The following is a 17,780-nucleotide window of genomic DNA, read 5'->3' on the forward strand; positions in this document are numbered from 1 at the left end:
AAGAAAAAGGCTTGCCGCAGCAAGCCTTTGAAGAGGGGCATCAAGCGTTCTGGCGGTGAAGTTTTTCCAGTTTCTTCTTGATACGGTCGCGTTTGAGCGTGGACAGGTAGTCGACGAACAATTTGCCGTTGAGGTGGTCGCATTCGTGCTGGATGCAAACGGCGAGCAGGCCTTCGGCGATCAGTTCGTACGGTTGGCCATCGCGGTCCAGAGCCTTGACCTTGACCTTCTGCGGGCGATCGACGTTTTCGTAGAAACCCGGCACCGAGAGGCAGCCTTCCTGGTATTGCTCCATCTCGTCGGTCAGGGGCTCGAACTCGGGGTTGATGAACACCCGCGGTTCGGTGCGGTCTTCGGAGAGGTCCATCACGACGATACGTTTGTGCACGTTGACCTGGGTCGCGGCGAGGCCGATGCCTGGCGCTTCATACATTGTTTCAAACATATCATCGACCAGCTGACGCACTTCGTCGTCCACTACGGTCACTGTCTTGGCGATCGTACGCAGGCGAGGGTCAGGGAATTCGAGGATGTTTAAAATGGCCATAAGCTCTGATTACTGCACGTGTGAAGTAAAGTCGGGTCGATGGCCTGGGCGCTCCGAAGAAGATGCAGGCTACCGTTGTAAAACGTAGCTCCCTTCTTTTCATAAGCAAGCCGGGAGCGAGCCACCGAGGGCTCTGGCGTTTCACGCGAATGCACATAATAAAGGGATTCATCGCATGAGGAAATCACTACTCGCCTTGCTGCTTCTGGCCTCGGCAGGTTTTGCGCACGGTCAAGTGCAACTTCGGGAGGGTTTTCCACAGCAGTACACCGTGGCGACGGGCGACACACTCTGGGACATATCGGGAAAATACCTGCGTGAGCCGTGGCAGTGGCCGCAACTATGGCAGGCCAATCCACAGGTTGAAAATCCGAATCTCATCTACCCCGGCGACACGCTATCGCTGGTCTACGTCAACGGCCAGCCGCGCCTGACCCTCAATCGCGGCGCCTCGCGCGGCACCATCAAGCTTTCGCCACGGGTGCGCAGCAGTCCGGTGGCCGACGCGATCCCGAGCATCCCGCTGAAAGCGATCAACAGCTTTTTGCTGAGCAACCGCATCGTCGACAAGGCCGAGGAGTTCGACAAGGCACCTTATATCGTTGCCGGTGATGCCGAGCGCGTGCTCAGCGGCACAGGCGACCGCATCTTCGCCCGCGGCCACTTCGACCCGGCCCAGCCGGTGTACGGCATCTTCCGCCAGGGCAAGGTCTACACCGATCCGCAGACCCAGGAGTTCCTGGGCATCAACGCCGATGACATTGGCGCGGGCGAGATCGTCGCCACCGAAGGCGACGTCGCGACCCTGGCGCTGCAACGGACGACCCAGGAGGTGCGCCTCGGCGACCGCCTGTTCAGCGGCGAGGAACGCTCGATCAATTCGACCTTCATGCCCAGCGCGCCCGACACCCAGGTCAACGGCCTGATCATCGATGTACCGCGCGGGGTCACGCAGATCGGTGCGCTGGACGTGGTCACCTTGAACAAGGGGCAACGCGACGGCCTGGCCGAAGGGAATGTCCTGGTGGTCATGAAAACCGGCGAAACCGTGCGCGACCGGATCACCGGCCAACCATTGAAAATTCCGGATGAACGCGCCGGCCTGCTGATGGTTTTTCGCACCTACGACAAGCTCAGCTATGGGGTGGTGCTCAATGCCTCACGTTCTTTGGCCGTGCTGGACAAGGTGCAGAATCCTTAGCTCACTTCACAAGTTACCAACAGAGTTATCCACAGCTTATTCCCGTTTCGATGGGTGCTCATAACGATCAAGGATGATCCATGTCGATACCAGCTGTTACATCGGTTTCCCCTGCGGAACTGGAAGCGCGTCTACGTCTGCACCGTCTGCCGGAACTCGGCCCGGCGCGTTTCAGGAAATTGCTGGAAGCCTTCGGTTCGGCGTCCAAGGCCATCAGCGCACCGGCCAGTGCGTGGCGAGCATTGGGCTTGCCGCAGGTCTGTGGCGAGGCCAGGCGCGCCCCTGAAGTTCGTGACGGTGCCAGCCATGCATTGGCCTGGATAGAGCGCCAGGACCAGCATTTACTGATGTGGGACCAGCCCGATTACCCGGCGCTGCTGGCGCAAATCAGCGACGCGCCGCCGTTGCTGTTCGTGGCAGGCGATCCGCAGATCCTGGAAAAACCACAACTGGCGATGGTCGGCAGCCGTCGTGCTTCACGGCCAGGCATGGACACCGCCGCCGCCTTTTCCCGCAGCCTGGCCGGTGCCGGGTTCGTCATCACCAGCGGTCTGGCCCTGGGAATCGATGCCGCCGCGCATCAGGCGGCACTGGATGTCGGCGGGCGAACGGTGGGGGTACTTGGCACGGGGCTTGAAAATTTTTATCCACAGCGCAATCGGAAGCTGGCGGACGCCATGATCGCGTCGGGCAGCGCGGTGCTCTCGGAGTTTCCGCTGGACGCCGCTCCCAGCGCCGCCAACTTTCCCCGACGCAACCGGATCATCAGCGGCTTGTCCCTGGGCGTGCTGGTGGTTGAAGCCAGCGTTGCCAGCGGTTCGTTGATCACGGCCAGGCTGGCGGCGGAACAGGGGCGCGAGGTGTATGCGATTCCAGGTTCGATTCATCATCCAGGCGCTCGCGGTTGCCATCAGTTGATCCGCGACGGCGCCGTATTGGTGGAAACCATCGAGCATATCCTCGAAGCCTTGCGCGGCTGGCAGCAGCTACCGTTTTCCACAGATACACCCGCGGCTGCAACGAGCCATCCGCTGTTGAAGCTGCTCCATGCCAGCCCGCAAACCAGTGAAGCGCTGGCCGATGCCAGCGGTTGGACCTTGCCCAAGGTCCTGGCGACGTTGACGGAGCTGGAAATGGACGGCCGCGCTGTCTGCGAAAACGGGCGCTGGTTTGCGCGGGTAAGCTAGGTTTTACAAGGAAGAAAGGTAAACTGCGCAGAGCCTTATTCTGGAGAGTTTTTCATGGTCAACAGTTGGCGTGTGCAGCAAGCCGCACGAGCTATTCGCGCAGGGGCGGTGATTGCCTACCCAACCGAAGCAGTCTGGGGGCTGGGTTGCGACCCGTGGGATGAAGAGGCAGTGGATCGTTTGCTGCTGATCAAGGGGCGGTCTGTGGACAAGGGCCTGATCCTGGTCGCCGACAATATCCGCCAGTTCGACTTCCTCTTCGAAGACTTCCCCGAGCTGTGGATGGACCGCATGGCCAGTACCTGGCCGGGGCCGAACACCTGGCTGGTGCCGCATCAGAACATGTTGCCGCAGTGGATTACCGGCGTGCATGAAACGGTGGCGTTGCGGGTCAGCGATCACCCGCAGGTACGGGATCTGTGCGCACTGGTCGGGCCGCTGGTGTCGACCTCCGCCAACCCACAGGGCCGGCCGGCGGCGCGCACGCGGATTCGCGTGGAGCAGTATTTCCGTGGCCAGGTTGATCTGGTGCTGGGTGGGAACCTGGGTGGGCGCAAGAACCCGAGTGTTATCCGGGATCTGGCGACCGGGCATGTTGTGCGTCCGGACTGAGACCGCGTCGTCCCCAATCGCTGGCAAGCCAGCTCCCACAGTGTTTTCTGGTGTTCACAATATTTGTGTTCACCACCGAAACCTGTGGGAGCTGGCTTGCCAGCGAAGGCGTCATTAAGGCAACAAAATGACCGAACCCGTGGTACGCCGCGCCGACAACTCGGTCTGCGCCTTCGCGGCGTCAGCCAGTGGATAACGCTGGCTGATGTCCACGTTCAGCTTGCCGCTGATGATCATCTCGAACAGCTCATCGGCCATGCGCTGCAGGTTCTCGGCGTTGTTGGCGTAGGTCGCCAGCGTCGGCCGGGTGACGTACAGCGAGCCTTTCCCCGCCAGAATCCCCAGGTTAACCCCGTCCACCGCCCCGGATGCATTGCCGAAGCTCACGACCAGTCCGCGGGGGGCCGCGCAGTCGAGAGAGGTCAGCCAGGTGTCCTTGCCAACGCCGTCGTACACCACCGGGACTTTTTTGCCGTCGGTCAATTCCAGTACGCGCTGTGCGACGTTTTCATGGCTGTAGTCGATGGTCGCCCAGGCACCATTGGCCTTGGCCAGTGCGGCTTTCTGCGCCGAGCTCACGGTGCCGATCAACTTCACGCCCAAGGCCCTGGCCCATTGGCAGGCCAGGGAACCGACGCCACCGGCAGCGGCGTGGAACAGGATGGTTTCGCCACCCTTGAGTTCATAGGTCTGGCGCAGCAGGTATTGCACGGTCAGGCCCTTGAGCATCACCCCGGCGGCCTGTTCGAAACTGATGGCGTCCGGAAGGTGCACCAGGTTGGCCTCGGGCAAGACGTGAACCTCGCTGTAGGCACCCAACGGGCCGCTGCCGTAAGCCACGCGATCGCCGACCTTGAACCGGGTCACTTCGCTGCCAACCGCCTCGACCACGCCCGCGCCTTCCGAACCGACACCCGATGGCAGGGACGGTGGCGGATAGAGACCGCTGCGGTAATAGGTGTCGATGAAGTTCAGGCCGATGGCCTTGTTGGTCACGCGGACCTGCTGCGGGGCGGGCTCGGCGGGCTGGTAATCCACATACTCGAGTACTTCGGGGCCACCATGGGTACGGAACTGGATACGCTTTGCCATCTGCACTCTCCTGAGATCGTTTTACCAAGCGCCCTATCGGACTCCTAAGCGTGATCTGCGTCAACTGCGACGAGCGCTTCGGCGGTGGTATGCTACGCGCCCATTTGCGCCAGCCCGCTCCAATGGAGCGCCGCGTAGCTTTGCCCGATCCAAGGTGATGCCATGACTACCCGCACCGAGGCCGTAAAAGCCTACCTGCTCGATCTGCAAGACCGTATTTGTGCTGCCCTGGAGGCCGAAGACGGCGGCACGCGCTTCGTCGAAGACGCCTGGACCCGGCCTGCCGGCGGTGGCGGGCGCACACGAGTGGTCGAAAATGGCGCGGTCATCGAAAAGGGCGGCGTCAACTTTTCCCACGTCTTCGGCAGTGGTTTGCCACCGTCGGCCAGCGCCCATCGGCCGGAACTGGCCGGGCGTGGCTTCGAGGCGCTGGGCGTGTCGCTGGTGATCCACCCGCACAACCCGCATGTACCGACTTCCCACGCCAACGTGCGGTTTTTCATCGCCGAAAAGGAAGGTGAAGAGCCGGTCTGGTGGTTTGGCGGCGGCTTCGACCTGACGCCGTACTACGGCAATGAAGAAGATTGCGTGCACTGGCACCGAGTTGCCGAGCAGGCCTGTGCGCCGTTCGGTGCGGATGTCTACCCGCGTTACAAGGCCTGGTGCGACAGCTACTTCCACATCAAGCATCGCCACGAACCTCGGGGCATCGGTGGATTGTTTTTCGATGACCTGAACGAGTGGGACTTCGACACCAGCTTCGCTTTCATGCGTGCCATCGGCGACGCCTACATCGAGGCGTATCTGCCGATCGTGCAGCGCCGCAAAAACGACGCTTATACCGCCAAGCAGCGCGAGTTCCAGGAGTTCCGTCGTGGCCGTTACGTCGAATTCAACCTGGTCTACGACCGTGGCACCCTGTTCGGCCTGCAATCGGGTGGCCGTACCGAGTCGATCCTCATGTCGCTGCCGCCGCAAGTACGCTGGGGTTACGACTGGAAAGCCGAACCTGGCAGCGAAGAAGCACGCCTGACTGAATATTTCCTGCAAGACCGCGATTGGTTGGCCAAGGCCTGAACGAGGAATCCAGATGGACCGTTACGTCGTATTCGGTAACCCGATTGGCCACAGTAAATCTCCGTTGATTCATCGACTGTTCGCCGAGCAGACCGGGCAGAAACTCGACTACAGCACTTCGCTGGCGCCGCTCGATGATTTTTCCGGCTGTGCCCGGGCGTTTTTCCTCGAAGGCCGTGGCGCGAATGTGACGGTACCGTTCAAGGAAGACGCTTATCGCCTGGCCGACAGCCTGACGGCACGGGCGCAACGGGCCGGCGCGGTCAATACCCTGAGCAAACTGGACGATGGCAGCCTGCTGGGCGATAACACCGACGGTGCGGGTCTGGTACGGGACCTGACGGTCAATGCCGGTTTCAGCCTCAAGGGCAAGCGCATCCTGCTGCTCGGTGCCGGCGGCGCAGTGCGCGGTGCGCTGGAACCGTTGTTGGCCGAGCAGCCGGCATCGGTGGTCATTGCCAACCGTACGGTGGACAAGGCCGAGTTGCTGGCCGAACTGTTCTGCGACCTGGGCCCGGTATCGGCCAGTGGTTATGACTGGCTGCAAGAGTCGGTAGACCTGATCATCAATGCCACGTCCGCGAGCCTGTCAGGTGATGTCCCGCCGATTGCCAGCAGCCTGATCGAACCGGGTAAGACCCTTTGCTACGACATGATGTACGGCAAGGAGCCGACCTCGTTTTGCCGTTGGGCCAGCGAACATGGCGCGGCGGTGTCGATGGATGGGCTGGGGATGTTGGCTGAGCAGGCGGCGGAAGCCTTCTTCCTGTGGCGCGGGGTGCGTCCGGATACGGCGCCGGTGTTGGCGGAGTTGCGCCGGCAATTGGCCGCATAACCGGGTTTCAATCCTCAAACCGGATCGGGCATTTCTCTGCCCCTTCCAGCTTCCTCAATTCATCCACCACCTGCGGCCGTGCCCGTCGCAGGGTCAGGCTGCGGTCCTGGCGCAGCAGCCGCCGCGCTTCCTGATGCAGCATCTCAACCCCCGAATAGTCGATGAAGTTGATCTGCTGCGCCTCGATCACCACCCGTGCACCGTGCATTCGTTGCAGGCGAACCTGCAGGTAATGGCTGGCGCCAAAAAAGATCGAGCCGCCAACCCGCAAAATGTCTTCATCGCCGTCGCGTAAATGCTGCACGCGGGGTTGTGAGGTGCGCTTGAGGTAAAAGAACAGCGACGCCAGCACCCCAGCATAGATCGCTGTCTGCAGTTCCAGCAGCAGCGTGGCGATGCAGGTCAGGCCCATGACCACGAACTCGGCGCGGCTGACCCGCAGCAACGCACGAATGCCCCGATGGTCCACCAAGCCCCAGGCGATCAGCAAAATGCTGCCGGCCATGGCCGGAATGGGGATGTGTGCGATCAGGCCGGCGCCGAAGATGGCGAACAACGCCACCCACAAGGCCGAAAAGACTCCCGCCAATGGCGAACAGGCCCCCGCTTCGTAGCTCAGGCCTGAGCGGGTGAAGGAGCCGGCCGAGAGCGATCCGGAAAAAAACGCGCCGACAATATTGGACAAGCCTTGGGCGCGGACTTCCTGATTGGCGTCGAGCAACTGCTGCGAGCGCGCCGACAGCGAACGGGCAATCGACAGGCTGGTGACCAGCCCTAGCATGCCGACCGCCACGGCACTGGGCAGCAGGCGCAGGATCAGGTCGAGGTCCAGCGGCAACGGGCTCAAAGGCGGCAACTTGCCGGTGAAGGCACTCACCAGCTTTACGTGGCCGAACATCGAGGGCCAGAACCAGACCAGCAGTGCACCCAGGGCCAGGGTTATCAACAGCGTCGGCCAGCGCGGCAAGCACAGCTTGAGGATCACGCCGACCACGACGGTGGCCAATCCGAGCATGAGCGAAGGTTTATCCACTTCCCCCAGGTGCCTGAACAGCGTGATGAAACTGTCCAGTGCGGTGGCCTGGCTGGGCAAGTCCAGCCCCAGCAGGTTGGGTAACTGGCCCACGGCAATCACCACTGCGGCGCCGAGGGTGAAGCCAAGCACCACTGAATGAGAGACGAAATTGACCAGTGCACCAAAGCGCAGCAACCCCAGCAGCCACTGGAAAATCCCGGCCAGGAGGGTCAGCAAAAGGATCACGGTGACGTAGTCCTGTGTCGCCGGAACGGCGAGGGGACTGACGCTGGCGTACAGGACGATGGAAATGGCCGCCGTCGGACCGCAGATCAAATGCCACGACGAACCCCACAGGCAAGCGATCAACACTGGGATGATCGCCGCATACAAGCCGTATTCCGGTGGAAGGCCGGCAATCAGTGCGTAGGCGATGGATTGCGGCAACGCGAGAATCGCGCCACTGAGGCCGACGATCAGGTCACGACCGACGCTGGCGCGGGTTTGCCGGGGCAACCATGTGAGGAATGGGAAGAGTGAATGGCGGCTGGGAAGGGCCATGGGTCCTCTCGGGTTGGGTTTTGCACAAGGGTATCAGCACTGGACATTGTGGGAGCGAGCCTGCTCGCGATTGGGGTGTGTAAGCCGATACAAATGTCGGATCTGATGGCCTCATCGCGAGCAGGCTCGCTCCCACAGGTTTAAAGCTTGGCTTTTACTGCCGGCAACGCATCCTTGCCATCCACGGTCTTCACGCCCTCGAGCCACTTGTCCAGCACGGCCGGGTTGGCCTTGATCCACGCCTTGGCCGCATCGGTATTGCTGACTTTCTTGTTCACCACCTCGGCCATGATGCTGTTCTCCATCTCCTGAGTGAAGCTCAGGTTGGTGAGCAGCTTGCCGACGTTCGGGCAGGCCTGTGCATAACCTTTGCGGGTCAGGGTGTGGACGCTGCCGGTGTCACCGAAGTATTTCTCGCCGCCCTTCAGATAATGCATTTTCAGCTGCACATTCATCGGGTGCGGCGTCCAGCCGAGGAAGGTCACGAACTTCTGCTTCTTCACCGCGCGGGACACTTCCGCGAGCATGGCCTGCTCGCTGGATTCGACCAGTTTCCACTGACCCATGTCGAAATCATTTTTCTTGATGATCTCTTGCAGCGAAATGTTTGCCGGTGCGCCAGACCCGATGCCATAGATCTTGTGGTCGAACTTGTCGGCGTACTTGTTCAGGTCGGCAAAGTTATGCACACCCGCGTCCCAAACATAGTCCGGAACAGCGAGGGTAAACTCGGTGCCATCGAGGTTCTTCGCCAGTTGCGTGACGTCGCCGGTGGCGACGAACTTGTCGTAGAAACCCTGCTGTGCGGGCATCCAGTTGCCAAGGAAGACATCCACCTGGCCGTCCTTGAGCCCACCAAAGGTGATCGGCACCGCGAGGGTGTCGACCTTCGCCTTGTAGCCCATGCCGTCCAGCAGAAACCCGGTGATGGCGTTGGTCGCGGCGATGTCGCTCCAGCCCGGGTCGGCCATTTTCACCGTCTCGCAACTCTGATCGGCATACACCGATGCACTGCCAAGGGCCAGGAGCCCGACCATCAGTACTGTGGATAACCTTTGCATGGACTTCCCCTTAACATTATTGGTTTTGGCAGGGTTGTGGATAACGTGCTTTGCGCTCCAGATCGTCGAGGTCGATGTGATTGCGCATGTACTGCTGACTGGCGTCCACCAGTGGCTGGTGATCCCAGCTCTTCAGCTTGCCGATGGTCAGGGCCTCGGCGACGAAACGTCTGCGCCGCTGGCTTGCGAGCACCTGTTGGTGGATCGCCGGAATGTCCCATTTAGCCCGCGCTTCCGCGAGAAAATCGTCGAACAGCTGGCGATGTTGCGGTGAGTGGCTGAGTTCTTCCAGCTCCCGCGAGTCATTATGTACATCGAAGAGTAGGCAAGGGTCGTCTTCGCTGTAGATGAATTTGTAAGCGCCACGGCGAATCATCATCAAGGGGCTGATGGTGCCTTCGGCCATGTACTCGCCGAACACTTCATCGTGCCCGCCCTGCCCTTGCAGATGCGGAACCAGCGAACGGCCATCGAGTGGCAAGCCGGGTTCGAGGGAGCCGCCGGCCAGCTCCACAAACGTCGGCAACAGGTCGGCGGTGGATACCGATGCGCTGACCCGGCCGGCGCCGAATTGCCCTGGCGCACTTATCAACAGGGGGACACGAGCGGCCATCTCATACCAGTGCATTTTGTACCAGAGGCCACGTTCGCCGAGCATGTCGCCATGGTCGCCGGAGAAGACGATGATGGTGTCATCGATCAGCCCGGTATCCTCGAGGGTTTGCAGGAGTTTGCCGACATTGCTGTCGATATAGCTGCACGCGCCGAAGTAGGCACGGCGCGCGTCACGGATTTTATCCACAGGCAGGGGTTTGTCCCACAGGTCATAGACCTTGAGCAATCGCTGGGCGTGCGGATCGAGTTCGCGTTGATCCGGTGTTGCCGGCAACGGGATGTCGGCGTCGTCGTACAGGTCCCAGAACGGCTTGGGAATCGTGTACGGATCATGGGGGTGAGTCATCGAGACCGTCAGGCAAAACGGCTGGTCGCCATCCTCGCGAATGTGGTCGAACAAGTACTGCTGGGCCTTGAACACCACCTCTTCGTCGAAATCCAGTTGGTTGGTGCGCACGCAGGGGCCTGCCTGCAATACCGACGACATGTTGTGGTACCACGTCGGACGCACGTCCGGTTCATCCCAGTTCACCGCCCAGCCGTAGTCGGCCGGGTAGATATCGCTGGTCAGGCGTTCTTCATAGCCGTGCAACTGGTCCGGACCACAGAAATGCATCTTGCCCGACAGCGCGGTGCGGTAGCCGAGGCGCCGCAGGTAATGGGCATACGTCGGCACATCGGCGGGGAAATCCGCCGCGTTGTCATAGGCACCGATCTTGCTCGGCAACTGGCCGCTGACCAGGGTAAAACGTGAAGGCGCGCACAGCGGGCTATTGCAATATGCGCTGTCGAACACCACGCCCTCGGCGGCGAGGCGGCTCAGATTAGGCAATTTGATAGGCGAAGGACCGTAGAAAGGCAACATTGGCGCGGCCATTTGATCGGCCATGATGAAAAGAATGTTCTTGCGCTTCATGTGATCGCGGCATTCCATAGTGGATGTTTATGCGAGAGTGCTGGGATCGAGGATGTAACCCACGCACTTTGCGGTAAAGCCCATGGCCGACAATGACTAGGATAAGTACAGCTTATGTATGACGCGCTTGGTGACCTTTCCTTGGATTTGCTCCGCGCTTTCGAATCGGCGGCGCGCCAGCGCAGCTTCACGGCGGCGGCGAACGAACTGGGCACCACGCAGCCGGCGGTCAGCCAACAGATCAAGCGACTGGAGGAGCAGTTGGGGACTCGACTGTTCGACCGCATCTATCGCGGCATCGAACTCACCGAAGCGGGGGCAATCCTTTTTGAGCAAGTTCAGCTCGGTTTGCAGAATATCGAGGCAGGACTGAGTGCGATCAGCGCCCAACAACAGCATGAAGTGCTACAGGTGGCCACCGATTTCGCCTTTGCCGCCTATTGGCTGATGCCTCGGTTGCACCGCTTTCACGCGGCCAATCCACAGGTCGACGTCAGCCTGGTGACCAGTGAGCGCAGCCATAACATGCTGCGCACCGATATCGATGTGGCGGTGCTGTTCGGCGATGGCCGCTTCAAGCAGGGCGAGAGCCATTGGCTGTTCAGCGAGGAAGTGTTCCCGGTGTGCAGTCCGCAGTTGTTGAATGACCGTGCCCTGCCCTTGCCCGCCCAATCCTTGCTGGAGTTTCCGCTCCTGCATCTGCGGGGCGAGAACAGCAGTCACTGGTTTGACTGGAGTGGGGTCTTCCGCGAGTTGGGCATCACCTCACCCCCGGCGCCCGGCCAATTGCGTTTCGACAATTACACCTTGCTGATTCAGGCCGCCATTGGCGGTCAGGGCGTGGCCATTGGTTGGCGGCACCTTGTGGATAACTTGCTGGCACAAGGTTTGTTGTGTCGGCCGATTGCCGAAACGGTGATCTCCAGGCTGGGTTATTACGTGGTTTTGCCGCAGCGCAAACGGCGTGGCGCCCTGATTCAGCAGTTCGTCGACTGGTTGATGGCCGAACAGGCCTGCAGTGCGCAATCGTTGAACGGGATGGCGCTGCCCTCCATTGCGGTTTAGCTGTCGGTCGCGATGAAATTGACGTGCTCGCCAATGTGCAGGTTCAGGCGCAGCTCATCGGCGATCCCCACCGCCGTGCGGGCCAGGCGTGCGAGCGGCTCGGCCAGATCCGGCTCAAGGTTGCCACCCAGGTGACTGAAATGCTCGATGGTCAGCCCCGGCACCCCGCGTGGGGCGTTCACCATCGTCCAGTGCAAGGTGCTGCTTTGTAGTGCTTCGCGGATTTCTTCGGCGGCGTGGCGCTGCAGCCCGTCCTCGAACTCCGGATCGTCCAGGATCTCGAAATCCCCCACTAGAAATAACCGGGCGATGCCCGCTGCCTGCATGCCATCAATCAATGCATCCACTGCCAGCACCTGCTCGACCGGGCCGGGCACGATGGTTTTTTCCACGTGTTCACTGTTGAATGGCAACCCTGGCGCGTCCAGCAAACAGATGACCACCGAACTGCCGGCTACGCTTTGCTTCACACGCTGGGCATCGAACAGGTCGCCGGTCTTGGTACGCAAACCCGGGCGTGGCGCCAGCGCCGTCAAGTCATCGAGAATGGCGATCACTTCATGTTGGCGCCGCAACATTTCAGCCATTAGCGCACTGCCCAGGCTACTCAAGGCACCATAAAGCACCACTTTCACCACCGGGGTTTCGGCATTTTTCATGGCTGAACTCCCTTGTTTGCCTCCTGTATTGCATTTGACCTGCAGGAAACGGTGAGGGTTCGACTCGGTTTTAGAGGGATTCAAATGCAACGGATCAAGGGCTACCACGCCCATGTCTATTTCGATGCCAGCACCATCGACCAGGCGCGAGCCCTGTGTGAGCAAGCCGCACAATTGTTCCCGCTGAAAATGGGCCGGGTACATGAGCGCCCTGTCGGACCGCACCCGGACTGGAGCTGCCAACTGGCGTTCGGCCCCGAGCTGATCGGGGATGTGCTGCCGTGGTTGGCGCTCAACCGCAAGGGACTGGTGGTGTTCCTGCACCCGGACACCGGCAACGATCTGCTGGATCACAGCGAGCACGCGATCTGGATGGGCGCGATTCGACCGCTGGACCTGTCTATTTTTTGATCACATGGTTTCTTCGGCTTCGCCCGGCAGGTGCTCGTCCAGGTGTAGCCACGGCAGGCGGCTGTCGGTCCAGATGTGGCGTTCGGCCGGGGCCTGCTCGGGATGGTCGAGGGTAGCGATGGTCAAGTCGATACTGTCCGGGCTCAGGTGGGTCACGAATGCCAGCTGCGCCCCACAGTTACCGCAGAAATAGCGCGCGCCGGTTGGCGAAGAGTCGTACCGTGCCGGTGTTCCCGCCAGCCATTGAAAGGATGACGCTGGCACCGTGATCCACGTGGTCACGATCCCGCCGCTGACTCGCCGGCAAATTGAGCAATGGCAGTGGGCGATATCGTGCAATGGCCCGCTGAATTGGTAGCGCAGTTGCCCGCAGTGGCAACCGCCTGTGTGGATGTTGGCCATACCGTTTCCTCCTGGTGCGCTTTCTCTGACGCCATCGCGAGCAGGCTCGCTCCCACAGGGGATCTTTGCCGTACACAAAATCAGTGTAGGAGCGAGCCTGCTCGCGAAGGACACGACGCGGTTTCCCTCCCTGCCCCGGTCCGACGATCGGTTGCACATCCGGTCAATGCTTTCATCGACGAAAGCTGGCTGAAAGCTTCCCCGATTAGGATCGCCCTCACTGCCGGCAATAGACCGGCTGGCTAATGCGAGTGTTCGACTGCTCGCCCGGCCCATTTAACAACAACAATGGTGACCCTGATGTCCTCTTCTATCCGCCGCTTCGCTGCAACTCCGCCCGTACGCCTCGTGCTTCCCGTTCTGCGCTGATCCCGTCCGATCCGCCCATTCCCTAGCCGCGCTACGCCTGGAGTATTCCCATGCTGACTTTCCTTGGCTTCGCCATGGTCATCACGTTCATGTTCCTGATCATGACCAAGCGCCTGTCCGCGTTGATCGCCCTGATCATCATCCCGATCGTTTTCGCCCTGTTCGGCGGTTTCGGCCCGAAAATCGGCCCGATGATGCTCGAAGGCATTACCAAGCTCGCGCCGACCGGCGTGATGCTGATGTTCGCCATTCTGTACTTCGCCCTGATGATCGACTCCGGATTGTTCGACCCGGCCGTGCGCAAGATCCTCAAAATGGTCAAGGGTGACCCGTTGAAAGTGTCGGTGGGTACCGCCGTACTGGCGCTCGTGGTTTCCCTCGATGGTGACGGCGCGACCACCTACATGATCTGCGTGGCCGCCATGCTGCCGCTCTACAGCCGCATCGGCATGAGCCCGCGGATCATGGCCGGCTTGATCATCCTCGCCGGTGGCGTGATGAACATGACCCCGTGGGGTGGCCCGACCGCCCGTGCCGCCAGTGCGCTGCACGTCGACCCGTCGGCCATCTTCGTCCCGATGATTCCAGCGATGGCGGCGGGTGTCCTGGCCATCCTCGCCATTGCCTACTTCTACGGCAAGCGTGAGCGTGCACGCCTGGGTGAATTGCACTTGGTGGGCGATGAGATCGATCACAGCGAAATCACCGTCTCGCAATTCCCGGATGCCCGTCGTCCGAACTTGATCTGGTTCAATGGCGCCCTGACCCTGGGCCTGATGTGCACCCTGATCGCCGGTCTGTTGCCGCTGCCGGTGCTGTTCATGGTGGCATTCAGTATTGCAATGATCGTCAACTACCCGTGCCTGCAACAGCAGAAGGACCGCGTCGCGGCCCACGCCGGTAGCGTGCTGGCGGTGGTCGGGCTGATCTTTGCCGCGGGCATCTTCACCGGTATCCTGTCGGGCACCGGTATGGTCGATGCCATGTCGAAAAGCCTGCTGTCGGTGATTCCGGATTTCCTCGGCCCATACCTGGCAGTAATCACGGCGTTGGTGAGCATGCCGTTCACCTTCTTCATGTCGAATGATGCATTTTATTACGGCGTGTTACCGGTACTTGCCGAAGCCGCTAGCCATTACGGTATAACCGCGGTGGAAATGGCACGTGCCTCGATCGTTGGTCAGCCCGTCCACTTGTTGAGCCCGCTGGTACCATCGACTTACCTGTTGGTGGCCCTGGCCGGCATCGACTTTGGTGATCACCAGCGCTTCACCCTGAAGTGGGCAGTGTTGGTCTGCATGTGCATACTGGTCGCTGCATTGCTGATGGGGATTTTTCCGCTGTTCAGCACTCTATAAGCCCAAGACTCACCATTTCGGGTCCAGGCTTCGCGGTTTGAAGTCGGGGCCCTTTTTGGTTTAACAATCGCTCAAAGGAATACACATGGAATGGCTGACCAACCCTGAAATCTGGGTTGCCTTCTTTACCCTGACCGCCCTGGAAATCGTCCTGGGTATCGATAACATCATCATGATTTCGATCCTGGTCAGCCGCATGCCCAAGCACATGCAACAGCGCACCCGGATTTTCGGCCTGGCGCTGGCCATGGTCACGCGGATTCTGTTGCTGCTGTCGATCACCTGGGTCATGCGTCTCACCGCCGACCTGTTCGAAGTGTTCGGCCAGGGTATCTCCGGGCGTGACCTGATCCTGTTCTTCGGTGGCCTGTTCCTGTTGTGGAAGAGCTCGCAAGAGATGTACCACGCGCTGGAAGGTGAAGACGAAAGCGACGACGAGCCTTCGCTCAAGGGCGGCAACTTCCTCTACACCATCATCCAGATCGCGATCATCGACATCGTGTTCTCCCTGGACTCGGTGATCACCGCCGTCGGCATGGTCTCCCACGTACCGGTCATGGTGGCAGCGATTGTCGTGGCGGTACTGGTGATGATGCTGGCCTCGGGCACGATCAGCGCGTTCATCGACAAGCACCCTTCGTTGAAGATGCTGGCGCTGGCGTTCCTGTTGATCGTGGGTATGGTGCTGATTGCCGAAGCCTTCGACGTACACGTGCCAAAAGGCTACGTCTACTTCGCCATGGCGTTCTCGCTGGCGGTGGAAGCGATCAACATCAAGATGCGCACCGCGATTGCGAGAAAGAAGAAGCAGCAGGATCCGGTGAAACTGCGCAAGGACATTCCGGGGCAGTAACCCGAATGCCTTGCTGAGCAAAAAGGGGCCTTCGGGCCCCTTTTTCTTTGTCTGCATCAAACTTTTTTCATGACAGTTTTGTTTCAATCACTTCTTTAGCTATGCGATGCTGGCGCCCAGACCGTTAGCCAACTACAGCTTAACTACAGAACGTAGAACGTCGCGCGGCACCGTCAACTTGCCCCTTTGGGGCGCTACCACCACAGGGGGCCTGCATGCTCACCCTGCTCAATCTTCTCTCAGCCGTAGCCTTGCTGATCTGGGGCACGCACATCGTCCGAACCGGCATCTTGCGGGTCTACGGCTCCAACCTGCGTCACGTCATCGGACAGAACATGTCCAAGCGCTGGCTGGCGTTCATCTCGGGGATCGTCGTGACCGCGATGGTCCAGAGCAGTAACGCCACGGCGATGCTCGTCACCTCGTTCGTCGGCCAGGGCCTGATGGCGCTGACCCCCGCCCTGGCAACGATGCTCGGGGCCGATGTCGGTACGGCATTGATGGCGCGGGTGCTGACTTTCGATCTGTCATGGCTCTCGCCACTGCTGATATTTCTCGGGGTGATTTTCTTCCTGTCGCGCAAACAGACGCGGCTCGGGCAAATGGGCCGCGTGAGCATTGGCCTGGGGCTGATCATTCTGGCACTGCAATTGATTGTCGAAGCGGCCGCGCCGATCACCCACGCCCAAGGGGTGAAAGTGATTTTCGCCTCGCTGACCGGCGACATTTTGCTCGACGCCCTGGTTGGCGCGTTGTTCGCGATGATTTCCTACTCCAGCCTGGCGGCGGTCCTGCTGACCGCGACCCTCGCCGGCGCCAGCGTGATCAGCCTGCCGGTGGCCATCGGCCTGGTGATCGGTGCCAACATCGGCAGTGGCATTCTCGCGTTCCTCAGCACCAGCATGCAGAACGCCGCCGGCCGCCAGGTGGCGTTGGGCAGCCTGTTGTACAAGATGATCGGCCTGTTGCTGATCATTCCGGTGCTCGACCCCCTGGTGCACTGGATCGACAGCCTCGACTTCAGCCCCCAGGAAATGGTCATCGGCTTCCACCTGCTCTACAACACGGCGCGTTGCCTGGTCCTGCTGCCCAGTGTCGGGCCGATGGCCAGGTTCTGTGCGTGGATACTGCCCGAGCGCCCGCAAACCAACGGCATGGTCAAACCCCGGCACCTTGACCCGACAGCCTTGGTCACCCCAAGCCTGGCGTTGGCCAATGCGGCCCGGGAAACCCTGCGCATGGGCGATCTGATCGACAACATGCTGGAGGCCATGCTCGACGTGCTCCACGGCAAGCAAACGGCAGTGACCCAGGAAATGCGGCGTCTGACCGATGATGTCGAGGCGCTCTACAGCGCAATCAAGCTGTATCTGGCGCAAATGCCCCGGGAAGACCTCAGCGACCAGGACAGCCGGCGCTGGGCGGAAATCATCGAACTGGCGATCAACCTCAAACTCGCCAGCGACTTGATCGAACGCATGCTGCGCAAAGTCCAGCAGCAGAAAACCGCCCAGCGCCGGTCGTTTTCCGAGGTGGGGCTGGAAGAGTTGGCCGGGCTACATAGCCAGTTGATCTCCAACCTGCGCCTGGGCTTGTCGGTATTTCTCAGTGGCGACAAGGAAAGTGCGCGCCAGTTGCTGCGGGAGAAACGTCGCTTTCGCGCACAGGAACGCCGCCTGGCCCACGCCCATGTCAGCCGTTTGCAACGTAAGATCGTGCAAAGTATCGAGACCAGTTCGCTGCACCTGGAGTTGATTGCCGACATGAAGCGTCTAAATTCACTGTTTTGCAGCAGTGCCTACGTGGTATTGGAAACGTCTGACACCGGGGCACTGGCGGTCGACGATTTGGCGGACATCACACATTCGCCTTGAACGTCTGGCACGGTGGTTAGTCAGTAACATTGATTCAGCCTCAAGGCCGTCATAGCGGATTGAAGGACGA

The 17,780-nt window shown here is 60.5% G+C and carries 17 protein-coding genes; 10 read left to right on the forward strand and 7 right to left on the reverse strand.

Annotated features, from left to right (window positions below):
- Positions 1–40: 40 nt before the first annotated feature.
- Entirely contained in the window at positions 41–547 is a 507-nt protein-coding gene (def, locus tag OH720_RS00075; RefSeq protein WP_008064647.1) for a peptide deformylase, read from the reverse strand.
- A gap of 175 nt (positions 548–722) precedes the next feature.
- Between def and OH720_RS00080 the strand changes: the two genes are divergently transcribed.
- The 3 genes from OH720_RS00080 (at position 723) to OH720_RS00090 (ending at position 3,547) form a co-directional block, all read left to right on the forward strand.
- Positions 723–1,748: a LysM peptidoglycan-binding domain-containing protein gene (locus tag OH720_RS00080; protein ID WP_272604096.1), complete on the forward strand. Its 1,026-nt coding sequence runs from the start codon at positions 723–725 to the stop codon at positions 1,746–1,748.
- An 80-nt stretch (positions 1,749–1,828) separates the two neighbouring features.
- The gene (gene dprA / locus OH720_RS00085; protein ID WP_272604097.1) at positions 1,829–2,935 is read left to right on the forward strand and encodes a DNA-processing protein DprA; all 1,107 of its coding nucleotides are present in this window, start codon (positions 1,829–1,831) and stop codon (positions 2,933–2,935) included.
- 54 nt (positions 2,936–2,989) lie between these two features.
- A complete protein-coding gene (locus OH720_RS00090) occupies positions 2,990–3,547 on the forward strand; it encodes an L-threonylcarbamoyladenylate synthase (protein ID WP_272604098.1) in 558 nt (185 codons plus the stop codon).
- A 114-nt stretch (positions 3,548–3,661) separates the two neighbouring features.
- Here OH720_RS00090 and OH720_RS00095 read toward each other — a convergent pair whose 3' ends face one another.
- Positions 3,662–4,639, reverse strand: coding sequence for an NADPH:quinone reductase (locus tag OH720_RS00095; protein ID WP_272604099.1), 978 nt, complete (start codon positions 4,637–4,639; stop codon positions 3,662–3,664).
- Between the two features lie 162 nt (positions 4,640–4,801).
- Here OH720_RS00095 and hemF point away from each other — a divergent pair, with 162 nt between their 5' ends.
- Positions 4,802–5,716: an oxygen-dependent coproporphyrinogen oxidase gene (hemF, locus tag OH720_RS00100; RefSeq protein WP_008064657.1), complete on the forward strand. Its 915-nt coding sequence runs from the start codon at positions 4,802–4,804 to the stop codon at positions 5,714–5,716.
- A gap of 13 nt (positions 5,717–5,729) precedes the next feature.
- A complete protein-coding gene (aroE, locus tag OH720_RS00105) occupies positions 5,730–6,551 on the forward strand; it encodes a shikimate dehydrogenase (protein WP_272604100.1) in 822 nt (273 codons plus the stop codon).
- A 7-nt stretch (positions 6,552–6,558) separates the two neighbouring features.
- On the opposite strand, the gene OH720_RS00110 is transcribed toward aroE, so the two are convergent.
- The 3 genes from OH720_RS00110 to betC form a co-directional block, all read right to left on the reverse strand.
- On the reverse strand, positions 6,559–8,127 hold the full coding sequence (locus OH720_RS00110; RefSeq protein ID WP_272604101.1) for a SulP family inorganic anion transporter: 1,569 nt from the start codon (positions 8,125–8,127) through the stop codon (positions 6,559–6,561).
- 140 nt (positions 8,128–8,267) lie between these two features.
- Complete coding sequence (choX, locus tag OH720_RS00115) at positions 8,268–9,188, reverse strand: choline ABC transporter substrate-binding protein (RefSeq protein WP_272604102.1); 921 nt, start codon at positions 9,186–9,188, stop codon at positions 8,268–8,270.
- 16 nt (positions 9,189–9,204) lie between these two features.
- Positions 9,205–10,719, reverse strand: coding sequence for a choline-sulfatase (gene betC, locus OH720_RS00120; RefSeq protein ID WP_272604103.1), 1,515 nt, complete (start codon positions 10,717–10,719; stop codon positions 9,205–9,207).
- Between the two features lie 114 nt (positions 10,720–10,833).
- Between betC and OH720_RS00125 the strand changes: the two genes are divergently transcribed.
- Positions 10,834–11,784 (forward strand): choline sulfate utilization transcriptional regulator, encoded by a 951-nt coding sequence (locus OH720_RS00125; RefSeq protein WP_272604104.1) that lies wholly within the window; start codon positions 10,834–10,836, stop codon positions 11,782–11,784.
- Here OH720_RS00125 and OH720_RS00130 read toward each other — a convergent pair.
- Entirely contained in the window at positions 11,781–12,443 is a 663-nt protein-coding gene (locus OH720_RS00130) for an NAD(P)-dependent oxidoreductase (RefSeq protein WP_272604105.1), read from the reverse strand. The genes OH720_RS00125 and OH720_RS00130 overlap by 4 nt on opposite strands.
- An 84-nt stretch (positions 12,444–12,527) precedes the next feature.
- Between OH720_RS00130 and OH720_RS00135 the strand changes: the two genes are divergently transcribed.
- Entirely contained in the window at positions 12,528–12,854 is a 327-nt protein-coding gene (locus tag OH720_RS00135) for a DOPA 4,5-dioxygenase family protein (RefSeq protein ID WP_008064666.1), read from the forward strand.
- Here OH720_RS00135 and OH720_RS00140 read toward each other — a convergent pair whose 3' ends face one another.
- Positions 12,855–13,256 (reverse strand): GFA family protein, encoded by a 402-nt coding sequence (locus OH720_RS00140; RefSeq protein WP_180202041.1) that lies wholly within the window; start codon positions 13,254–13,256, stop codon positions 12,855–12,857.
- 419 nt (positions 13,257–13,675) lie between these two features.
- Between OH720_RS00140 and OH720_RS00145 the strand changes: the two genes are divergently transcribed.
- The 3 genes from OH720_RS00145 to OH720_RS00155 all read left to right on the forward strand — a co-directional run bounded on the left by OH720_RS00145 (position 13,676) and on the right by OH720_RS00155 (position 17,710).
- The gene (locus tag OH720_RS00145; RefSeq protein WP_180202040.1) at positions 13,676–14,983 is read left to right on the forward strand and encodes a CitMHS family transporter; all 1,308 of its coding nucleotides are present in this window, start codon (positions 13,676–13,678) and stop codon (positions 14,981–14,983) included.
- An 85-nt stretch (positions 14,984–15,068) separates the two neighbouring features.
- Entirely contained in the window at positions 15,069–15,836 is a 768-nt protein-coding gene (locus tag OH720_RS00150; RefSeq protein ID WP_272604106.1) for a TerC family protein, read from the forward strand.
- Between the two features lie 215 nt (positions 15,837–16,051).
- A complete protein-coding gene (locus tag OH720_RS00155) occupies positions 16,052–17,710 on the forward strand; it encodes a Na/Pi cotransporter family protein (protein WP_272604107.1) in 1,659 nt (552 codons plus the stop codon).
- The last annotated feature ends 70 nt before the right edge of the window (positions 17,711–17,780 follow it).

Source organism: Pseudomonas sp. WJP1, assembly GCF_028471945.1.
Lineage (GTDB): Bacteria > Pseudomonadota > Gammaproteobacteria > Pseudomonadales > Pseudomonadaceae > Aquipseudomonas.

Coding starts and splice junctions, on each gene's coding strand:
- def (WP_008064647.1), bottom strand. CDS start 547: ATGGCCATTTTAAACATCCTCGAATTCCCTGACCCTCGCCTGCGTACG.
- OH720_RS00080 (WP_272604096.1), top strand. CDS start 723: ATGAGGAAATCACTACTCGCCTTGCTGCTTCTGGCCTCGGCAGGTTTT.
- dprA (WP_272604097.1), top strand. CDS start 1,829: ATGTCGATACCAGCTGTTACATCGGTTTCCCCTGCGGAACTGGAAGCG.
- OH720_RS00090 (WP_272604098.1), top strand. CDS start 2,990: ATGGTCAACAGTTGGCGTGTGCAGCAAGCCGCACGAGCTATTCGCGCA.
- OH720_RS00095 (WP_272604099.1), bottom strand. CDS start 4,639: ATGGCAAAGCGTATCCAGTTCCGTACCCATGGTGGCCCCGAAGTACTC.
- hemF (WP_008064657.1), top strand. CDS start 4,802: ATGACTACCCGCACCGAGGCCGTAAAAGCCTACCTGCTCGATCTGCAA.
- aroE (WP_272604100.1), top strand. CDS start 5,730: ATGGACCGTTACGTCGTATTCGGTAACCCGATTGGCCACAGTAAATCT.
- OH720_RS00110 (WP_272604101.1), bottom strand. CDS start 8,127: ATGGCCCTTCCCAGCCGCCATTCACTCTTCCCATTCCTCACATGGTTG.
- choX (WP_272604102.1), bottom strand. CDS start 9,188: ATGCAAAGGTTATCCACAGTACTGATGGTCGGGCTCCTGGCCCTTGGC.
- betC (WP_272604103.1), bottom strand. CDS start 10,719: ATGAAGCGCAAGAACATTCTTTTCATCATGGCCGATCAAATGGCCGCG.
- OH720_RS00125 (WP_272604104.1), top strand. CDS start 10,834: ATGTATGACGCGCTTGGTGACCTTTCCTTGGATTTGCTCCGCGCTTTC.
- OH720_RS00130 (WP_272604105.1), bottom strand. CDS start 12,443: ATGAAAAATGCCGAAACCCCGGTGGTGAAAGTGGTGCTTTATGGTGCC.
- OH720_RS00135 (WP_008064666.1), top strand. CDS start 12,528: ATGCAACGGATCAAGGGCTACCACGCCCATGTCTATTTCGATGCCAGC.
- OH720_RS00140 (WP_180202041.1), bottom strand. CDS start 13,256: ATGGCCAACATCCACACAGGCGGTTGCCACTGCGGGCAACTGCGCTAC.
- OH720_RS00145 (WP_180202040.1), top strand. CDS start 13,676: ATGCTGACTTTCCTTGGCTTCGCCATGGTCATCACGTTCATGTTCCTG.
- OH720_RS00150 (WP_272604106.1), top strand. CDS start 15,069: ATGGAATGGCTGACCAACCCTGAAATCTGGGTTGCCTTCTTTACCCTG.
- OH720_RS00155 (WP_272604107.1), top strand. CDS start 16,052: ATGCTCACCCTGCTCAATCTTCTCTCAGCCGTAGCCTTGCTGATCTGG.